Origin of the sequence: Nocardia sp. NPDC058633, assembly GCF_042717045.1 — a bacterium.
Classification (GTDB): domain Bacteria; phylum Actinomycetota; class Actinomycetes; order Mycobacteriales; family Mycobacteriaceae; genus Nocardia.
This window is the reverse complement of sequence record NZ_JBHXRA010000008.1, coordinates 50,859-68,006: the sequence shown is the minus strand read 5'-3', so window position 1 is coordinate 68,006 and position 17,148 is coordinate 50,859. Positions and strand designations below refer to the sequence as shown.

14 protein-coding genes are annotated in these 17,148 nt (G+C 68.1%); 5 read left to right on the top strand and 9 right to left on the bottom strand.

The window, feature by feature from the left end:
• Positions 1–11: 11 nt before the first annotated feature.
• From ACFWUR_RS12085 to ACFWUR_RS12070, 4 genes are all read right to left on the bottom strand, one after another.
• Complete coding sequence (locus ACFWUR_RS12085; protein ID WP_378905895.1) at positions 12–1,028, bottom strand: glycosyltransferase; 1,017 nt, start codon at positions 1,026–1,028, stop codon at positions 12–14.
• Entirely contained in the window at positions 1,025–2,290 is a 1,266-nt protein-coding gene (locus ACFWUR_RS12080) for an oligosaccharide flippase family protein (RefSeq protein WP_378906358.1), read from the bottom strand. Before ACFWUR_RS12080 ends, ACFWUR_RS12085 begins: the two co-directional genes overlap by 4 nt.
• A gap of 124 nt (positions 2,291–2,414) precedes the next feature.
• Positions 2,415–3,551, bottom strand: coding sequence for a glycosyltransferase family 4 protein (locus ACFWUR_RS12075; protein ID WP_378905893.1), 1,137 nt, complete (start codon positions 3,549–3,551; stop codon positions 2,415–2,417).
• Positions 3,548–4,609 (bottom strand): glycosyltransferase family 4 protein, encoded by a 1,062-nt coding sequence (locus ACFWUR_RS12070; RefSeq protein WP_378905891.1) that lies wholly within the window; start codon positions 4,607–4,609, stop codon positions 3,548–3,550. The genes ACFWUR_RS12075 and ACFWUR_RS12070 overlap by 4 nt, the downstream gene beginning before the upstream one ends.
• Before the next feature lie 218 nt (positions 4,610–4,827).
• On the opposite strand from ACFWUR_RS12070, the gene ACFWUR_RS12065 reads away from it, so the two are divergent.
• The gene (locus ACFWUR_RS12065; protein WP_378905889.1) at positions 4,828–5,661 is read left to right on the top strand and encodes a glycosyltransferase family 2 protein; all 834 of its coding nucleotides are present in this window, start codon (positions 4,828–4,830) and stop codon (positions 5,659–5,661) included.
• Here the strand turns inward: ACFWUR_RS12065 and ACFWUR_RS12060 are convergent.
• Genes ACFWUR_RS12060 through ACFWUR_RS12050 form a run of 3 tightly spaced genes read right to left on the bottom strand, consistent with a single transcriptional unit; the run spans position 5,658 to position 9,778 of the window.
• Entirely contained in the window at positions 5,658–6,962 is a 1,305-nt protein-coding gene (locus ACFWUR_RS12060) for a condensation domain-containing protein (RefSeq protein ID WP_378905887.1), read from the bottom strand. The two genes, ACFWUR_RS12065 and ACFWUR_RS12060, sit on opposite strands and share 4 nt — an antisense overlap.
• Complete coding sequence (locus ACFWUR_RS12055) at positions 6,943–8,397, bottom strand: condensation domain-containing protein (protein WP_378905885.1); 1,455 nt, start codon at positions 8,395–8,397, stop codon at positions 6,943–6,945. Before ACFWUR_RS12055 ends, ACFWUR_RS12060 begins: the two co-directional genes overlap by 20 nt.
• A gap of 7 nt (positions 8,398–8,404) precedes the next feature.
• Positions 8,405–9,778, bottom strand: a complete 1,374-nt coding sequence (locus ACFWUR_RS12050) for a condensation domain-containing protein (protein ID WP_378905883.1) — start codon at positions 9,776–9,778, stop codon at positions 8,405–8,407.
• A 530-nt stretch (positions 9,779–10,308) separates the two neighbouring features.
• Between ACFWUR_RS12050 and ACFWUR_RS12045 the strand changes: the two genes are divergently transcribed.
• Together ACFWUR_RS12045 and ACFWUR_RS12040 are read left to right on the top strand one after the other, a co-directional pair.
• On the top strand, positions 10,309–11,274 hold the full coding sequence (locus tag ACFWUR_RS12045; RefSeq protein ID WP_378905881.1) for an ATP-binding cassette domain-containing protein: 966 nt from the start codon (positions 10,309–10,311) through the stop codon (positions 11,272–11,274).
• Complete coding sequence (locus ACFWUR_RS12040) at positions 11,271–12,071, top strand: ABC transporter permease (protein ID WP_378905879.1); 801 nt, start codon at positions 11,271–11,273, stop codon at positions 12,069–12,071. The genes ACFWUR_RS12045 and ACFWUR_RS12040 overlap by 4 nt, the downstream gene beginning before the upstream one ends.
• A gap of 14 nt (positions 12,072–12,085) precedes the next feature.
• Here ACFWUR_RS12040 and ACFWUR_RS12035 read toward each other — a convergent pair whose 3' ends face one another.
• Together ACFWUR_RS12035 and ACFWUR_RS12030 are read right to left on the bottom strand one after the other, a co-directional pair.
• Positions 12,086–12,946, bottom strand: coding sequence for a glycosyltransferase (locus ACFWUR_RS12035; RefSeq protein WP_378905877.1), 861 nt, complete (start codon positions 12,944–12,946; stop codon positions 12,086–12,088).
• Positions 12,943–14,241, bottom strand: a complete 1,299-nt coding sequence (locus tag ACFWUR_RS12030) for a glycosyltransferase (RefSeq protein ID WP_378905875.1) — start codon at positions 14,239–14,241, stop codon at positions 12,943–12,945. The genes ACFWUR_RS12035 and ACFWUR_RS12030 overlap by 4 nt, the downstream gene beginning before the upstream one ends.
• Positions 14,242–14,394: 153 nt before the next feature.
• Here ACFWUR_RS12030 and ACFWUR_RS12025 point away from each other — a divergent pair, with 153 nt between their 5' ends.
• Together ACFWUR_RS12025 and ACFWUR_RS12020 are read left to right on the top strand one after the other, a co-directional pair.
• Entirely contained in the window at positions 14,395–15,672 is a 1,278-nt protein-coding gene (locus ACFWUR_RS12025; protein ID WP_378905874.1) for a glycosyltransferase, read from the top strand.
• Entirely contained in the window at positions 15,672–17,129 is a 1,458-nt protein-coding gene (locus tag ACFWUR_RS12020; protein ID WP_378905873.1) for a hypothetical protein, read from the top strand. The genes ACFWUR_RS12025 and ACFWUR_RS12020 overlap by 1 nt, the downstream gene beginning before the upstream one ends.
• Positions 17,130–17,148: the final 19 nt, after the last annotated feature.

The window sequence follows — 17,148 nt, the reverse complement described above, 5'->3', positions numbered from 1 at the left end:
GGCAGAACCGTTCAGGGTCTGACCTCCTGTGCCAGCGCGACGATCTCGCGCGCCCGATCCACATAGCGGTGCCCGTCGGCCACGACGCGGCGGTGCCCGGCGGCGGCCACCGCGGCGACCTTGCCGGGCTCGGCCGCACACCGGTCGAGGATGTCGTGGAGTTCGTCGGTGTCGGAGAAGAGGAAGCACTCGGTGGTGTCGTCGAGCAGCTGCGCGTGCTCGTCGGTGCGTTCGCCGACGAAAAGTCCACCGGCGGCGGGCACTTCGAACGTGCGGCAGGTGTGGGTGTCGCGGTTGTCGGAGTTCAGCAGCACCAGGTTGGCGCCGACCTGGGCCACCGCCGCCGAATACTGGGCGCCGTAGACCGCACCGCCCACGTGCGCGCCGGTGGCGCGCAGTTCGGGCACTCGACGCCAGCCGGGACCACGGACGAGCATGCGTTCGCCGTAGCGCCCGGCCAGTTCGACCATCGCGGCGCGGCGGTCGGGACGGCACACACCGATGAAGCCGACCAGGTAGTCACGCCCCTCGCGGCGAGCGGTCCGATGGTGCCAGGCCGGATCGTAGGCGCTGCGAACGAAACCGACGGCACGGGCGCCGCGGGCCCGCAACTCGGACACATTGTGGCGCTTGGTGGTGACCACCAGATCCCATTCGGCTTCGTGCGCGAGGTAGGAGGTGGTGAGGTTTTCCGGGTTCGCCACGTCGTCGGCGCTGTAATGCACATGCAGCGCGGCAGGCAGATCGAGCAATCTGCGCTGGTCGAGGTGGATTCCCTTGAACACGAACACCATATCGGGATCGAAGGCGCCGGCGCTACGTTCGATTCGCTCGTGTAATGCGCGCACCTGCCACGGCGCACGGTCCTCGCGCACTTTGGCGTAGATCCATGGCGGCGACAAACGGGTCGGCAGGGTGATCGCGGTCGAGTCCACCACGAGCACATCGTGGCCCGCCTGCCGGAAACCATCGGCCAGCGAGCGGGCGTTGCTGCCGATCCAGTCGTCGCCGATGAACAGAATTCTCATACGAAGTGGTCCTTGTTACGGCGGTCGCGCAGGACCAGCATCCTGACGCGCGCGAGATACCAGGCAGCGACGGTGTATTCCACCAGCACGCTGCCGTAGACGAGGGTGTGTACCGAGTGGGTTCGGAAGGTCAGCCCGAGCGCGCAGGCCGCGATCACCGTGCCGATCACGGCGCCGGTGAGCACGCCGAAGGTGTCCTGGCGGACCGGCAGGATGGCGGTGGTGACGAACGAGGTGACGGTGGTGGCGGGCAGGATCAGGATCTCGATGCGCAGCAGTGATGTGGCGCCGAGGAATTCGGTGCCGAAGATCACCTCGATCAGGAACGGCGCCGTGACCCAGACCAGCGCGCTCACCAGCGCTGCCAGCGCGACGCAGGCCGCGAGCACCCGCACGCTGTCGCGCCAGAAATTGCCGTCGGAACTGCGTCGAGCCATGCGCGGGAGCAGGGCGAAACCGATGGGGTCGAGAAGCGATTGCAAGGCCCGCACGAGGCGATCACCCGCGGAGTACAAACCGAGGGCGGCCGCGTTGAGCACCACCGAATAGATCGCGGCCGCGCCCTGGCCGTAGGTGGTGATCAGCAAACGGGAGGCGAAAACCGGCGCACCGGTGCGCAGTAGCTCACCGACATCGCGTGGCCGCGACGGTCGGCCGTACCGCCGGGAGGTGTCGATCCAGGTGGCCACGATCGTCGGCACCGACGACACCAACAGGCACAACACCGCGACCTGCGCACTCGGCAGGCGTGGCAGCACGCCGAGCAGCAGGGCGAGATAACCGAGCCGCCCGATGCCCTGATAGACCGTCGACGCACCGAAGCGGCCCAGCCCGATCAGCAGCCAGTCCTCCGACATCGACCAGAACCCGCCCGCGAACAGCCCGAGCAGGATCATCTGCACCGGTTCGGGCACACCGAAGGCCAGGCCGGCGCCGAGGGCCAGCCCGAGTGTCAGCAGCAAGCTCAGACGCACGGCGAGGTAGTCGCCGCGCAATTGGTTGATGGCCGCGAACCGTGCTCCGCCGCCGTGGTTGTCCTCGGCGTCGGGCACGCGCGCCGCCATGAACGAGGTGATGCCGAGGTCGACGATCAGCGAGCCGATGAAATAGGCCGACATCGCCATCGCGAGCAGCCCGAGACCGTGCGCGCCGAGCACTCGGGCGATCAGCGGCACCGTGATGAAGGTGACCAGGTACTGCCCGTACTTGCCGAAGCTGACGAACCCGATGTCGCGCAGCACGGCCAGCGGGCCGGACTTGATGGAGTTGTCCCCGCCGCCGGACTCGCGTTCGTCGTCGGGGCGGCGATGCGTGCCGTTGTCGTGGGGGACCGCTTGCACGTGCGGGAAAACGTCGGTGGTGACGGTGGCCAGGTAGCGGTCGTGCTCAGTCACCGCGGGTCACCACGGTGTCGAGGAAGTCGGCGACCGTGCCCGCGCAGGTGTGGATGTCGAAGTCGCGGGCGCGATCCCGACCCGCGACGGCGAGGCGGGCACGGTCGGCGGGGTCGTGCAGGAGTGTGTCCAGCGCGGCGGTGAGCGCGCCGACGTCGCCGCCGGGCACGAGCAGGCCGTCGACCCCGGTGTGGATGATCTCGGCGGGTCCGCCCGGTGTCGCGGCGATCACCGCGCAGCCCGCGGCCATGCCTTCCACGACGACCTGTCCGAAGGGCTCGGGCAGTACCGAGCAGTGCACGAGAATGTCCGCGGCGAGAAGATGTTCGGTGGGGTCCTCGACATGGCCGGTGAACTCGGCGACCACCCCCAACTCGGCCGCGAGCTTTTCCAGCTGTGCGCGATAGGGCTGCTCGCCGAAGAACGTGCCGCCCACCAGGACCACCCGAGCCGGACGGACCCGCAGTGCGGCGATCGCGCGCAGGAAGACGTCTTGGCCCTTCCAAGGACTGAGCCTGCCGACAACGACGACGACGGCCGCCGCGGCGGGGCGAAGGCGCGGATCCGTGTGCGCGACAGGTAGTTCGACACCCGGGTAGGCGATCGCGGTCGGTATGCCGGTGGGCAGGGTGGCAGCGGTCGCGTGGCTGTTGGCCAGCTGTCCGCGGCACACCAGCCGGGCCAGCCCGCGGATCGCCAGGGCGGGAACCTTGCCGAAGTAGTCGCCGCAGACGCGGTCATGGGCCTGCCACACCAGGGGAACACGCGCGCGGCGGGCGGCGACCGCACCGAGGACCAGCGCTTTGGTGCTCTCGGCGACGACGACATCGGCGTGGGTCTGTTCGACGGCAGCGCCGACGGCCCAACCCAACCGGAGCAGGGCGACGAACCCGGTGACGAGCCCGAGCAGTCCGGTCCCGATGCGCATGGCGCGCGAGTCGAATCGTCCCGTCACGACCCGGGTGTCGATGTCGCGTGCCCGCATCCGGGCCACCATCGGCCCGTCCTCGGTGTAGATCATGGTGACCTGGTAGCGGCCGGTGGCGCGCAGCGCGTCGAGCAGGCGAAGGGTGGCGAGTTCGGCGCCCGACGGTGCCGCGGTGTGGGCGAGGAAAACAGCTCGGGTCATCGCAGGTCTCGATACAGGGCTGCGTGTCGATCCGCCGCGATATCCCAGGTGAAGGTCTCCGCGTGCGCGCGGCAGGCGGCCGGGTCGGGGACCTGGCCGTCGAGGGCCGCGACGAGCCGGGCGGCGAGCGCGTCGGGCTCGCCGGCGGGGACGACGAGGGTGGGGTCGAGACCGCGCACTGCGTCGGGCAGTCCGCCGCAGTCGGTGACGATCGGCGCCCGGCCCGCCGCCAGGGATTCCAGCGCGATCAGGCCGAAGCCTTCCAGCGCCACCGTCGGCACCACAGAGACCGTCGCCTCGGCGTAGAGCTCGGTGAGCCGGTCGTCGTCGACCCGGCCGGTGAAGACGACGGTGCCCGCGAGTTCGGCCGCCTCGGCGCGCAGATCCGCTTCGGCGGTGCCGGTGCCGACAACGACGAGTCGAGCGTCGGGGTGCGCGGCCGATACCTGCCGCCATGCGCGCAGCAGCACATCGATTCCCATGCGCCGCTCGAGCCTGCGCACGCACAGCACGGTTCTGGTCGCGGCGGTGGTGTCGAGCGGTGCGGCGCGAAAGCGGTCGAGGTCGACGCCGGGCGCGATGATCGAGATCCGGTCGGCGGGCACGTGGTAGTCACGTTCGAGCACGTCACGGAAGTGGCTGGACAGCACGACGAATCGGTCGGCGCCGCGGTAACGCAGCCGTTCGAACAGGTACTTGGCGCGCACAGCACCGGCCGACTCGCCCGCCATCGCGCTCTCCTGCGCCCACGGCCCGTGGAAGTGGACGACCAGCGGCAACTTCGTGGACACGGTCCGGGCGACGGGGCCGTACAGGCAGAAGTGCCGGTCCACGACCGTGCCGGGGACGAGCGCGGAGCGCGCGAGCAGCGCCGTGCGGGTGCGGTGCAGTGTCGAACCGCCCGTCGGCCCCCACGATCGGGCGCCGGCGTCGTCGGCGGTACCGAACGCGGCCGCGGTCACCAGAATGTCGGGCTGCCGGGTCAGTGCCCGGTACAGATCGGTGAAATACCGGTTGAGTCCGCCCGGTGTGGCACCGAACCATTCCGATCCGGTCATGTGCACACCCACCGTTGCGGTCGCAGTCGTCAACCTCCGCACCCTTCATCATGTCCCGCGAAGTGCATCCCGACCGGCGAATTCGCTATCAGCCCACAGTCTAGGGGAGTACCCACGTTCGGGCGTACCGAGCGGCAGGCCACGCAGGGGTGGGGTAGATTCGTCGCGGGGGAACGCGGGGTGCAACAGGGCATACCTCGGTGATAGGGAGTGCGACAGTGGTTTCCGCGTTGACGGTGTGTGTGCCTGCCTACGACGCCGAGCGGACGCTCGCGGTGACCTTGGAATCGGTGCTCGCCGAAGATGCCGACTTCGAACTGCTCGTCCTCGACAATGCCAGCGCCGACAGCACCGGTGAGATCGCCCGCTCCACCGGCGACCCCCGGGTGCGGGTGCTGCGCAACGAGTCGGTGCTGCCGATCGGGGCCAACTGGGACCGGGTCATCCGCGCCGCATCCGGTGACCTGGTGAAAGTGGTGTGTGCCGACGACATCCTGCGCCCCGGAGCGCTCACCGAACAGTGGGCGCTGATGGCCGACTCGTCGGTCGCGATCTGCGCGGGACGTTTCGATGTGATCGACGAGCAGGGCGGTTTGCTCGAGACCGACCTCGGCCTGCCTGGCCTGCTCGGCCGACGCACGCCACGCGAACTGGCCAAGGTCATCGTGCGCCGCGGGCCTGCCGAATTCGGTCCAACGGCCGCGGCGATGTTCCGGCTGGCCGACTATCGGCGCGTCGGTGGCCTGCGCCCCGATCTGGTGTTCCCGATGGACGTCGACCTGTTCGCCCGCGTCGCCACCGGCGGTCATTTCGTCGGCATGGACCGGATCGTCGCCGCGTGGCGAAACTCCTCGTTCAACCTGTGCAGTCGTACCACCACCAGGTCCAAGCTCACCGATATGTACCGCTTCCATCATCGCCTCGTCGCCGACCACCCCGAATTGGTCACCCGCGCCGACGTGCTCACCGGTGACCTGCGCCTGGTCGGCCAGATCATGGAGCGGGTCAGGGTGCGGACTCTCGGTGCGGTCGCTGTTCGTCCCGGCGGCTAGACCCGAAGCCGCTGTTCGACATCGTCGAGGAAGGCACGCACCACCGAGTGTGCGGTGGGGATCGATGGGTAGCGGGCACGCAGCGCCAAGCCGTCGTCGCTGCGTGAGAACCACAACTGGACGTCGTCGGCGAAGCCGGTGTTGGAGATGTGGGTCGCGTTGACAGCGCGGTGGGTGTCGGCGCCGGGCAGCCGCCGATAGTCGACATAGGACACCATGAAGATGTCGGCCCGGGAGGGGCGCAAACCGCCCAGCGCACGAATGGTCTCGGCGAGCGGGACGGTGCCCAGCTCGATGGCGGCGCGCACCGAGGCCTGTGCGCCGCGGACGGTGGCGGCGAAGTCAGGCGTCGCCTCCACGGCGACCGGCGCGTTGGTGGTGAACCAGCCGACGGCGTTGTGCCACTGCGGATCGTGGCGCGTGTGCAGCGGAAAGAGCAACCGCAGCCGGTGCCCGCCCCCGGCCGCCCGAACGCTGTGGGCCAGCGCCGCCAGCGCACCAGCGAACAGTCCCGCACCGTGCGTGCCACAGAAGCCTTCGAAGGCCTCGGTGGCATCGGCCGAGAGCAATCGACGCAGCTCGACGGCCTGCGGTACACGTCGGCCTGGTTCCAGTCCGAGATCGAGCGGGAACGACGGCGGGTCCACGCCCTGGTCGCCGAAGAACTCGCGCCAACCGTCCACTCGCGGATCATCGGGCCGGAATTCGACCGGAATCGCACAGTAGTCGACGAAATTCCCGGCAGCGGGCAGTGTTTCGGTTTCGACCCCGTGGTAGAGCCGGCGCAGGTCCTCGATGATGATGGCGATCGAGTACGCGTCGACGTGCGCGTGGTCGAACGCGCACACGATCGTGGAGCTGTGTGGTCGATCGATCGCCGCCAGCAGATACGCCCGCTCGGCGAACGGCGCGCACCTGATATCGCTGTGGCGCCGCAGGGTCTCGCGCAAAGATGTGGCGGATCGGTGTGGAATATCGGGCTGGGGCTCCAACGTCGCCGGCGCCGGTCGCGACATTCGGCGTGGGCCCGCCGGAGTCGCGGTGAACGAGCTGCACAGGGTGCCGTGGCGGGCGATCAATCCGCAATAGGCGGTGGCGAGCCGGGTTCGATCCACATGACCCGTGACATCGAAAGTCGCTGCCAACCAGATGCTTCCGGACTGCGCGCCGGCAAGATGTACGAGCTGGTTGAACGAGGGCGGGATCGGTGACTCGACCGCCGCACCATCATCGGCGGGCACCGTCCAGTGTAGGAAGGTGCCCGGCTCCGGGGTGTAGCGATCAACCGTGGTGACGTGCATCGGCTATCTCCCGGTCGGGCGTGATCGAATAGTCTCCGTCCGTTGCGACGGTGGCGAAGACGGTGCGCAGGTGGGCGTGGTAGCGCCTGAGTTGTCGCTGGGCGAACGGTGTCGACGGGCTCTGGCAGCCGAGGTAGAGATGGCGGGAATCGCGGTTGAACCACATCGACGCGTTGGCCGTCTCGCCCTCGCCGGTGAACAGCATTCCACGCTCGTACGGCGCCGTGCCCGCACCCGGAAACCGTCGAAAATCCATGTAGGACAGCATATTCGGTGTTGTCAGCACGTCGCTGGGATCTGCGCCCGAGGCGAGAAGGGTAGCCAGCACGGACGACAGTGGTGCGGCGGACAGCCGGATCGCGCGGTCGTAGGCGTCGTTGGCGCGGGCTACCAGCTCGGTGAACGAAGCGCAGCCCTCGACGACGAAGCTCAACGGTGCGAAATTGCACAACCACCCTTGGGTCAGCAGGAAGTCTCCGAGCCCCCTCGTGCTCATCACCGTCATCCCGTAATACTCGCGGCGACCGGCCATTTCGAGATCGGTGACCGCCACGGCCGCGAGAATGCCTGCCAGATATCGCCCTCCCGCGGCCCGGCAGACGTCGGCGAAGGCTGCCGAACCCGCGCCGTCGAGTAGGTCGAACTCGATGCCGTACATCGGCGCGGTCTCGCCCGGTGCCAGACCCAGGTCGAGTGGAAAGCGCGGCATCGTGTTGCCGTGGTGCCGAAAGGTGCGCACCCACTCGACGAGCTCGGGACTCGACCGGTCGAACGACCGCGCGAGGTCGTGTTCGGCGCGCGCGTAGTCGGGGAACCCGCCGGTCGGCGCGCTCGTATAGGGCCCGAGCGCATGTCCGGACGCTTCGTTGTCGTAGAAGTCGAGTATCTCGGTGAGCACCAAGGCCTGCGAAGCGCCGTCGCTGAGTGCGTGATCGCAGGCGTAGTAGAGGGTGAACGAAGCCGCCCTGGTGACGGCTCCGAGAACGAACCCCGGCCAGGAAGTCGCCAGCGCCTGCGACGATATCCGGGCGAGCGCGTAGTCCCGGAACTGTTCCTCGCCCGCGGTCTCGCCGACACTGCTCGCCTGGAATACGACCTCGTCGGCGGCGATACTGCTGCGGGTCACCGTGGTGCCGTCGGTCGTGAACCAGGTCCGCAGCCCACCGTGCCGGCGGACGAACCGTTGCAGGGCGCGACTCATCGCCTCGGCGTCGAGGTCGCCCGCCACTTCGGTGGTCACCGCGAGATACGCGGTATGCGGTGCGGCAGCACAGCTCTTCGCCCATATCCCACGAATGTGGTTGTCCTGGAGGAAGGTTCCCGGATCAGGGTCGGCCCCGGCGGCACCGGCCGCTCGGAGCGCGTCTTCGGTCGGGTGCCATTCGACCAGCTCACCTGCCGCAGGCCGCCAATTACGCAGTGCTGTGATGATCATCAGTGCCTCACCCTGCCGCCGCGGCGACATCGGTGCGCCGATCGACCAGCGTCCCGTCCTCGGCCACCGTCGACAGCATGGCGGTGAAAGTACTGATGAAGCGGTGCACATTCGCGGCGGCGACCTCGTTGCTCGGAAACCTCGCCGACACGGCGATTCCCCCCGGAGAGCGGGCGATCCAGAGGTAGACCTCGTCGTCGGATTGCTCACCGCTGCGCAACGGCCGCACACCCCACTGCTGCCACTGCGCGGCATCGGGCACGAAGCGGACATCGACATAGGACACGACGAATCGCGGCACCTCGGTGCTGTCGAGCAGGGCGGCGATCCGCGGAAAAGGGAAGCGGGCCAGTGATTTCATCGAGTTGATGGCGACCGTGGTGCGCGCGAGCAACTCGTCGACCGAGTCGGCGCCGGCGTGGTCGATCTCCAACGGCAGTAGCCCGACGTACCAGCCCATCGCATGCGCGTGCTCGGGCGTATGGCGGGTGTGGACGGGCATCGCGCAGCGCAGCGGCCGCGCACCGACCAGCACCCTGTGGGTCGCGGCGAGTGCGGCGAAGACCGCCGATTGGGTGGAGTGGCCCGCCGCGCGGCTGCGTGTCTGCAGCTGTTCGGCCTGCTGGGCGGTGAGTACCCAGGACGAGAGACCGCTTTGGTGCAGTGTGCTGCGCGGCGGGGTGCGCCGGTGCGATGAATCTCGGCCGGTCGTGCTGTAATCCGTGGCGGCTCGCGGTGTGATCGGCAAGGGGAAAGCCGGAAATCGCCCGCCCTCCCGGCGCAGATACTGCCCCCAGTGCCGTACCGCGGGATGGTCCGCGGTCATCGCCGAACCCACCGCGCGGTCGTCCGCGCCGAAGTCGATATAGCTGCCGACCTCGGGCAGTTCGGCAGACGCCCCGGTGATTTCACAGCGATAGATGCGCTGGATCTCGCTGATGGCCAACATCATCGAGTAGGCGTCCATCACCGAATGATCGGCACCGAACACGAGCAGGAAGCCGGGCCCCTCGGTCGAATCGGTATCGCTGACAGTGGCCACGAGGCAGTGCGGCCACTCGGTCGGCGAGAGGCGGGAGCCGAAGAAATCGGAGAGGTGCTGATACACCCGGGTTCCGCTGCGCAGGTGCCCGACGTGGCGGGCCGCGACCTGGACATCGTCGGCGCGGCAGGTGTAGCGCAGGAATTGTTCGTCCGCCGCTTCGTCGGCCGCGGCCGTGGTGCGGAAGGCGTCGTGTCGTGCCATCCATTGCCGCAGCGTCGTACGCACGGCGCCCTCGTCGAAGGGCAACGGTATCTCGAAGATCGTGCCGAGCCAGGAACTCTCGCCCCCGGCGGATCCGACCGAGCGCACGCAGTGCTCCTCGTGCAGATGACTCAAAGCTCGATCGTCCGGTTCCCAGACATTTGTCGCGCTGGTGACCGGTATCCATTCGATGACTGTGCCCGCGGGAAGCGGATAATCGGCTAGCTCTGTGAATTCCATACGAACGCGCTCCAACCATGTTGCTGACCGAAAGCTGAAAACACTGTGAATCCGCACGCTCGCTCGAGGGCGGCGCAACATCGACGTTGCTCGCACCAACGGCGTTGGCCCATAAGGGCATGAAATGAGCGTAGATGTAGCGGGAAGATAGTTCCTGCCGGTTCGCCGTGGCCTTGGTCACGATGATTCCATCCGGATATATCAGGTGGTTGGCGCGTTATTGGTCGGTGTCAGTAGATTTCGACGTTTCCGGCAGATGAGTGGTCTATGAACACAGTATTTCGGAGCTGGGTAGTAGTGCGGTCGGGTCGAGTCACTGTGGCGTCGCGTGTCACCTTGGGGTTGCCGCTGACTTCGCGAAGAACATAGGCTGCCAACAGTTCGCAGTGGTGCGACCGCACTCCCACACCGATGAGGAGACGACGATGGCCGCATTCGAATCGGCGATCGAAACCAGGAAATTGACGAAATCCTTCGGCGCGTTTCGGGCGGTCGACGGCATCGACCTGACGGTGCGGGCAGGCACGGTCTGCGCGGTCCTCGGTCCGAACGGGGCAGGAAAGACGACCACGGTCCGGATGATCGCCACCCTGCTGCGCCCTGACTCGGGCAGCGCCCGAATATTCGGTCATGACGTGGTCCGCGACGCGAGCACGGTTCGGTCGCTGATCGGCGTCACCGGCCAGTACGCCTCGGTCGACGAAGACCTCACCGCACGGGAGAACCTGACCATCTTCGCGCGGCTGCTGGGGCTGTCCGGCGCAGGCGCCGCGCACCGTGCCGACGAACTGCTCGACGAATTCGGGCTACAGGATTCGGCCCGACGGCCGCTCCGCCACTTCTCCGGAGGTATGCGGCGCAGGCTCGATCTCGCCGCGAGTCTGATCGCCCGCCCGCCGCTGCTGTTCCTGGACGAACCGACAACGGGCCTCGACCCACGCACGCGCGCGCAGATGTGGCAGACGGTGCGCGACCTCGTCGCCACGGGCACCACCGTGCTGCTGACCACCCAGTATCTCGACGAGGCGGACGCGCTCGCCGATCACGTCGTGGTGATCGACCACGGTCGGGTCGTCGCCGACGGCACCGCTGACGAGCTCAAGACCGCGGTCGGCGCGGCGGCGCTGACCCTGCGTGTGGATCGCACCGATCTGGCCACCGCCGCGGCCATTGTGCACCGATTCAGCGGCTCCGAAGGGGTCGTCACCGCCGAGGAAGGGCGTATCCGGATGAGTGCCACCGACACGACGACACTGCCCGAGCTGCTGATCGCGCTGCGCGAGGCCGGGATCGAGGTGCGTGAGCTCGGCGTCGCGCCACCGAGCCTGGACGAGGTGTTCTTCGCGATCACCGGAGCGAGCGGAACCCAGCGCGTGCCGGAGCCGGCATGACGACGGCCACCGAGTCGACCGGCTCGCAGGCCCGCCGTATCTCGTTGTCGGAGTCGGTATCCCAGGCGGCGACGATGGCGCGGCGCGGGCTGCTCAAGATCAGGCACAACCCGCAGGAACTGTTCGACGTCGTCGCGCTGCCGGTGGTGTTCACGGTGATGTTCTCCAGCATCTTCGGTGGCGCGATCGCCGGGACGGTCACCGGTTATCTGCCAACGCTGGTTCCGGGTGTGCTCGTGCAGGTCGCGGTGGCCGCCTCGGTCAACACCGGGGTGAAGTTGCGCGAGGACATGAACAAGGGGGTCTTCGACCGCTTTCGGGCGTTGCCGATCGCACGGGTCGCGCCGCTGGCCGGCTCGTTGCTCGCGGATATGGTGCGCTACGCGGTCGCGACGACGATGACGGTGCTGGTCGGGCTGGCGATGGGGTATCGGCCCGCGAGTCCTTTCGGGTTGGCCGTGGCGTGTCTGCTGGTGATGGTGGTGGCATTCGCGCTGAGCTGGATATTCGCCCTCATGGGTGTGCTGATGGACAAACCGTCGACGGTGCAGGGCGTGTCGATGCTGGTGTTGATGCCGTTGACATTCGTGTCCAACGCGCTGGTACCGGTGTCGACGATGCCGGGATGGATGCAGGCTTTCGCCGGGGTGAACCCGGTCTCGCACCTGGTCACAGCCGTGCGGGAATTGACCGAGGGCCGGTTCGGCGCGCAGATCGGGATCTCGCTGCTCGGTGCGGCGGTGGTGATCGCCGTGCTGGCGCCGCTGACCGTTCGCGTATACATGCGACGGGCCTGACCGCACGAAAGAGTTTACGGCGCAACGCGATCGACGGTCTTGCGGAACAGGTTGGCGGGATCGAATCGGCGCGTCTTCGCGTCGTAGGTGCGCAGCAGGACCAGCCGTGCGGCGTGCACGACGAAGATCGGCGGCAGATACAGCACCGCCGCGCCGAGGGCGAGGCCGTAGCGCCGGTGCAGGATCAGCGTGCGTGGCAGGCAGGACATGTACCGCGCGAACGACGCCATGCCGGTCTCCATGCGCCGCGGCGCGACCCCGACGGTGATGGTGGGCAGGAATGCGTTGCGGCCACCGATCTCGGTGACGCACAGGCCGGTGTCGACATCTTCGAAGACGTCGCGGCGCATGGCCACCTTGTCCCGAATCGCCGCCCACGTGTCCTGTCGCAGAATCATATTCGAGCCGTAGAGCACCGGGACCTGCTTTACCTGGCTCCTTCTCCTGGTCCGCCACCGCTGCCGCAGGGCGCCGACGGTGTCGCCATAGGGCAGGTCGTAGGCCTGTCCGCGGCCACAGGCCGCGGCCCAGTAGCCCTCGTGATCGTCCGCGAAGAACTCGACGACGCGCCGAGCCCAGTCCGGCGGAACGAGGGTGTCGGCATCGATGCGGGCGATCAACTCGCCGTCCGCAGCGTCGAGGCCGCGATTGCGCGCGTGGACCAGCCCCTGTTCGGCTTCGTGGATCAGGCGGATCGCGGGCCACCGCACGGCGTGTGCGGCGACGATCGCGCTCGTTCCGTCGGTGGAGTTGTTGTCGACGACGAGGACTTCGGTGATGTGCGCGCGCTGGTCGGCCAGGCGGCGTAGGCACTCGTCGATGATCTGCTCCTCGTTGTAGGCGGGTATCACCACGGACAGTGTCAACGCGTTCATCGGTTTCCTCCACGGGGCGTACCGGTATCGACGGGGGTGCGGACGGAGTCTTCGATGAGGGTGGCCGCCGCGTGCACAGCGGCGGCGGGCGTCATCATCGCTGAACCGAGTACCTGTGCGGCAGCGCCACATTCGGGTTCGAGGAGTCGACGCAGGGCGCGGGCGAGGGAGACGTGGTCGACCCTGGCAGCCGGCAGTGAGGTTCCCGCTCCGAGCGCATGAAGTCGGCGACCCCACATCGGTTGGTCGGCGCCGAGCCAGCATGCCAGTGCGGGGATCCGTGCGCGCAGGGCCGCCGCGGTGGAACCGGCGCCACCGTGATGCACGGCCGCGACACACCGCGGCAGCACCGTGGCATGGTCGACCGTGCGGACCACGCGCACATCGGCGCCGACCGCATCCGCCATGAACTCGCTCCATCCGGTAGCCACGAGTAGCCGCACACCCAGCTCGGTCGCGACGTCGAGGAATGTTCGAGCCAGCCGCTGTGGGTCGGCGATCGACATACTGCCGAAACCGACGTAGAGCGGTGGCGTTCCGGAGTCGAGCCAGCCCTCCAGCCCGACGTCGTCATCGGCGTCACCGATCTGGGCACGTGTTCGTGGGGCCAGATCGAGGAAGCCGACCAGTGGCCTGCGATGCCCCCATTGCTGTGCCAGGCCGGGGAACATCAGGGGGTCATAGGCCTGGATCTCGGGCGTACCCGTTCCGGTGATCCGGGTAGCGGGGGGACTCGACGGCAGTGGCAGGCCGAGGTCGGCGGCGAGTTCTCGCTCGGCCGAGCGCGTCGCCAGCCAGGTCAGCTGCTCGAGGGCCGCCCAGCTGAGTCGGTGCGCGCGCCCTGGTGCGCGGTCGAAGGGCAGCAGCGACGCGACGCTGTTGCGACGCAACGGGCAGTAGTGCACCGGAACATAGGGAATGCCGCGTGCCGTAGCCACATTCAGTAACCGCTCTTGCCCGACGCTGCCACCGATCACCGCGTCGGCGCCTGCCGTGAGGTCCATGAGTTCGGACTGGACTCGGCGGCCGTCACGCAGACTGATCTCGGCGATCGCGCGCAGCCGGGTCAGCGGATCGGCCGATTTCAGCTTGCTCGACACCAGCGCCGAATCGAGCAACTCTTTGGTATCGGTCCCGAATTCCCGCGTCGATATTGTGGCACGGCGACAGAATTCGGTCAGATTCGGCGGAACCGCCATTGTCACATCGTGACCACGGGACCGCAATTCCACGCCGAGCGACAGGCCCGGTTGAACGTCACCGCGACTGCCGGTGAACGCGAGAACTAATTTCATCGAGCTCCTCGCAGTACGGCTACCAGGGTCGAGGAGACCACCGTAATCAGAATGTCGCCGGGTGCGCGCGCTGAAATCCGAGTCGGGTGGTTCATGTCACAAGCGAGGCCCGGATGCTGGTCCATTGCTGTATGTCTCGCCTACCGTGCTGCTATGTCGAGGTTTCTACTTGCGTTCAATGGAACTCGGGGAGATATCCAGCCCGCTGTTGTCATCGGCGCCGAGTTGGCCCGCCGCGGCCACGATGTGGTCGTGGGCGCACCGCCGAACCTGTGTGAGTTCGTGGCCGCGGCGGGGTTGTCGGCTGAGCCGTTCGGCTACGACACCCACGCGCTGATGAACTCCGAGGTGGTGCGAACGAGAATGCGATCCGGTGGGCCTCGGCAACGGTGGCGGGCGTTCACCGAGATCCGCGACCTCGGCTGGTCGCAGGCGGTCTCGGACATGGCCGCGCTCGGAACCGGTGCTGACGCGATCCTCACCGGATTCGTGACCGAACAGATCGCGGCGCCGTTCGCCGAATCCGTTGACGCGGTGTGTATCTCGGTACACCACGCGCCCATTCGACCCAACAGCACGGTGTCGCCGGTGCCCGCGGCGATGTCGGGGCTGCCGCCGGTGCTCAACCGGGCGTGCTGGTGGCTCACCGATACCGCGATGTGGGTGCTGACCCGCGATCGCCAGAACGCCTTGCGCCGTGCACTCGGCATCGAGGGCGCGGTCGAGCGCTCGCCGCGGGACCGACTCGAGATCCAGGCCTACGATCCATCGCTGTGCCCGGAACTGGTGTCGGAGTGGTCCGCTGACCGTCCCTTCGTCGGCTTCCTCGGACTGGCGGGCGAACAACGCCGTCGCATCGGGGCCGACACCGGCGATGCCGCACTGCTCGACTGGATCCGGATCGGTACGGCGCCGGTCTATTTCGGGTTCGGCAGCATGCCGGTCCCGGACCCGACGGCGGTGGTGTCTGCCATCGTCACGGCCTGCGAGCGGCTCGGCGTGCGTGCGCTGATCAGCACCGGCTGGGCCGATCTGGCGCCGTCCGACACCGAGAACGTGCGGGTTGTCGGCGCACTCGATCACGAACAGATCCTGCCGTTGTGCCGGGCCGCCGTGCACCACGGCGGCGCCGGGACCACTGCGGCGGCATTACGGGCGGGTATTCCGAGCCTGGTGTGCTGGGTGGGATCGGATCAGCCGTACTGGGGCGCGCAATGTGTGCGGCACGGCGTCGGCGCATCGGTGCGATTGAAGGGGTTGACCGCTGATGTCCTGGTCGCCGAGCTGAACACTGTGCTCACGCCGGAGTGCGCACGGCGGGCCGAGCAGGTCGCGGGGGAACTCATCACGCCCGAACAAGCGGTCGCTCGCTGCGCCGATCTGGTCGAGGAGCGCACCGAGGCCCACCTCCGGTCGCGGGAGCGACACTGATGGCCGCGGTGCTGCGGATGCAATCGGAGGACAGTACGTATTGGCTGGTGCGAGAGGCGTTCGGCTGGTCGGTCGTGCTGCAGATCCTCTGGCGTTTCCCGGCACGGCCTGATCCGGTCGACCTGGTGGCGTTCAACGAACGTTTACGCGACAGTGTGCTCAATCGGCGCCTGGTCAGGGCGGGTGTGCCGATCGCCAGGCCTCGTTGGGTGCACGCCGACTTCGCGCCCGAGTTGTCGATCGACGCGACACCCATCGAGTCCGGCGGCATCGAAACCTGGTCAGGGACAGAGCTTTACCACACGCCGCTCGACCCGGAACGGGGGCCCGCCTGGCGGCTTCGCGGTGTTGCCGTCGATGACGGTGGCTTCGTCTTGTCGCTGACCGCCCTCCATCTGGTCGCGGACGGCCGCACGATGGTCGCCGCCGCGATGGCCGCACTCGCCGACACTGCCTTCGACCCGCTGTCCGGTGCCGACGCGGTGCGTCGCCCGACCGATGTCGCTGGGAACGCCACCCTGCTCGACTCGGTCGGCTCGCGCCTACAAGATGCGGCGGACGGCCTCCGTCAGGTCGCCGAGGCGGGGCGCGGCGTCGCACTGGCGGTAGCCACGCTGGCCCGCAATCGAGTGCCGCTTCTGGGTCGCGATCGCCCCGGCGGGCGATCCTCGAGCAAGATCGGGCACCCCCCGAGCTCTACCGAGCACGGGCCGACCGCGCGCGCAGAATCGCACGGTCGACCGGTGAAGGCCCCGGCACACCTGCGATCTCCCCGGGCGCAGTGCTCGTGGACGACGGTCAGTGTCGATGCGGCGCACTGGGATTCGGTTGCACATCGGTACGGCGGTACCGCCAACACGCTCTTCGTCGCGGTGCTCGCGGGCGCCCTGCGTGCCTCGGGGTACGCCGATGGCGGGCCGCTGAAAGTGGGCATCCCCGTGAGCAGGCGCACCGAGCACGACGATCGTGGCAACGCGACCGCCGGTGTCTCGGTGCTCGTCACCGACGAACTGGTCACCGGGGGAGACCTCGCTCGGCTACGCCGCCGCTGCAAGGAGGCGTTCGCGCGACTGTCGGCGGGGCAGCGCGCCGCGCACGTCCATCTGCTGCCCCTGGTGTCGTTGCTGCCGACAACGCTGGTCGTTCGCGCCGCCACCGCAGGCTCGGGAATGCCGGACGCGGTGGCGTCGAATCTCGGTGACTTCGGGCAGGGGTTGCGCTCCGTCGGTGCAGTGACGGCCACCGCTGTCGCGTTCCGTGGCATCGCGCAGGGAGTCGACCCGGCCCAGCCGTACCGATTCGGTGACGGCCTGCAGTCCTGGGCTGTTCGCGCGGGCGACACGTGGACGTTCTCGGTCGCGGCGTTCGACGAGGAACGCTTCCCCGACTCCGATGCGTTGCGCGGGCTACTGTCCGGTGAACTCGATCGGTGGAGTCTCGAGTACCGGATGTGGTGAACGTCGCTATCACGGGTCG